Source organism: Paenirhodobacter hankyongi (assembly GCF_003664585.1).
In the GTDB taxonomy this organism is placed as follows: Bacteria; Pseudomonadota; Alphaproteobacteria; order Rhodobacterales; family Rhodobacteraceae; genus Rhodobacter; species Rhodobacter hankyongi.
In genome coordinates, this window is the sequence record NZ_RCHI01000043.1 from 1 (window position 1) to 1754 (window position 1754).

Sequence of the window (1754 nt, forward strand, 5' to 3'; positions counted from 1 at the left end):
ATCCGAACAAAAGTCAACATGCGCACAATAGCGCTTCGCCCGACCGCCTGCCCGTGCCTAGGCTCCGGCAATGCAATCGGAGGAGACCATGGACAAACGCATCGCGACACTGGCCGAGGCGGTGGCCGGCATCGAGGACGGGGCGGTCGTGATGATCGGCGGCTTCGGCGGTTCGGGGGCGCCGATCGAGCTCATCCACGCGCTGATCGACCGCTTCATCGCCACCGGCAGCCCGAAGAACCTGACCGTCGTCAACAACAACGCCGGCAACGGCCATGTCGGGCTTGCGGCGCTGATCGAACAGGGGATGGTGGCGAAGCTGATCTGCTCCTTCCCGCGCTCGGCCGATCCGAAGGTGTTCACCGAGCTCTATCTGGCCGGCAGGATCGCGCTGGAACTGGTGCCGCAGGGCACGCTGGCCGAGCGGATCCGCGCCGGCGGCGCCGGCATCCCGGCCTTCTACACGCCGACGAGCTATGGCACCGACCTCGCCAGGGGCAAGCCGGTCGAAGAGTTCGACGGGCGGCCCTATGTGCGCGAACGCTGGCTCAAGGCCGATGTCGCGCTGATCAAGGCGGAGCTCGGCGATCACCATGGCAACCTGACCTTCCGGATGGCCGCGCGCAACTTCAACCCGCTGATGGCGATGGCCGCCGCGCGCACCATCGCGCAGGTCAGCCGCGCCGTCGCACCGGGCGGGATCGCGCCCGAAGAGGTGATCACCCCGGGCATCTTCGTGCAGGGCATCGTCGAAGTGCCCGCCCCCGCACAGGAAGAGGCGCTCAACCGCGCCGATGCGCATTACCCGGAGGTGACGGAATGACCAGCAAGCTCTCGAACGCCCAGATCGCCTGGCGCGCGGCGCAGGACATCGCCGACGGCGCCTATGTCAACCTCGGCATCGGCTTTCCCGAGATGGTGGCGAAGTTCCAGCCCCCGGGCCGGCAGGCGGTGTTCCACACCGAGAACGGCGTGCTCGGCTTCGGCGAGGCGCCCGCGCCCGGCGCAGAGGACTGGGATCTGATCAACGCCGGCAAGAAGGCGATCACGCTGAAGCCCGGCGCCGCCTTCTTCCACCATGCCGACAGCTTCGCGATGGTGCGCGGCGGGCATCTCGATGTCGCGATCCTCGGCGCCTATCAGGTCGCCGAGACCGGCGATCTCGCGAACTGGTCGACGGGCCCGAAGGGCGTGCCGGCCGTGGGCGGGGCGATGGATCTTGTCCATGGCGCCAAGCGCGTCGCCGTCATCACCGACCATGTCACCAAGGACGGCAAGCCGAAGCTGCTTCAGGCCTGCACCCTGCCGCTCACCGGCGTCGGCTGCGTCACCCGGGTCTATACCTCGCTTGCGGTGATCGACATCGAGGACGGCCATTTCGTGCTGCGCGAGAAGCTGCCCGCGATCAGCTTCGACGAATTGCAGGCGCTGACCGGCGCCACGCTGCACCTTGACGGCCCCGCAGACAGTGCGGTCGCCGACCTCATCACTCCGGAGCTCTGAGATGACCGACGTTTTCATCTGCGACTACATCCGCACCCCGATCGGCCGCTTCGGCGGCGCACTCGCCACGGTGCGGGCCGACGATCTGGGCGCCGTGCCGCTGCGCGCGCTGAGGACGCGCAACCCGAATGTCGACTGGGCCGCGGTCGACGATGTGATCTTCGGCTGCGCCAACCAGGCGGGCGAGGACAACCGCAACGTCGCGCGCATGTCGCTGCTGCTTGCGGATCTGCCGGTCACGGTGCCGGGCA

General features: G+C 68.2%; 3 protein-coding genes. All 3 read left to right on the forward strand.

Going from position 1 to position 1754, the window contains the following annotated elements:
• Positions 1-88 precede the first annotated feature (88 nt).
• Entirely contained in the window at positions 89-823 is a 735-nt protein-coding gene (locus tag DYS74_RS18345) for a 3-oxoacid CoA-transferase subunit A (protein WP_121535059.1), read from the forward strand.
• The gene (locus tag DYS74_RS18350) at positions 820-1503 is read left to right on the forward strand and encodes a 3-oxoacid CoA-transferase subunit B (RefSeq protein ID WP_121535060.1); all 684 of its coding nucleotides are present in this window, start codon (positions 820-822) and stop codon (positions 1501-1503) included. Before DYS74_RS18345 ends, DYS74_RS18350 begins: the two co-directional genes overlap by 4 nt.
• Position 1504: 1 nt before the next feature.
• Positions 1505-1754: thiolase family protein (locus DYS74_RS18355; RefSeq protein ID WP_449295447.1), on the forward strand; the 250-nt coding region annotated here is incomplete at its 3' end.

Bases quoted from the DNA above. Each gene is read 5' to 3' on its own strand.
- DYS74_RS18345 (WP_121535059.1), top strand. From the start codon at position 89: ATGGACAAACGCATCGCGACACTGGCCGAGGCGGTGGCCGGCATCGAG.
- DYS74_RS18350 (WP_121535060.1), top strand. From the start codon at position 820: ATGACCAGCAAGCTCTCGAACGCCCAGATCGCCTGGCGCGCGGCGCAG.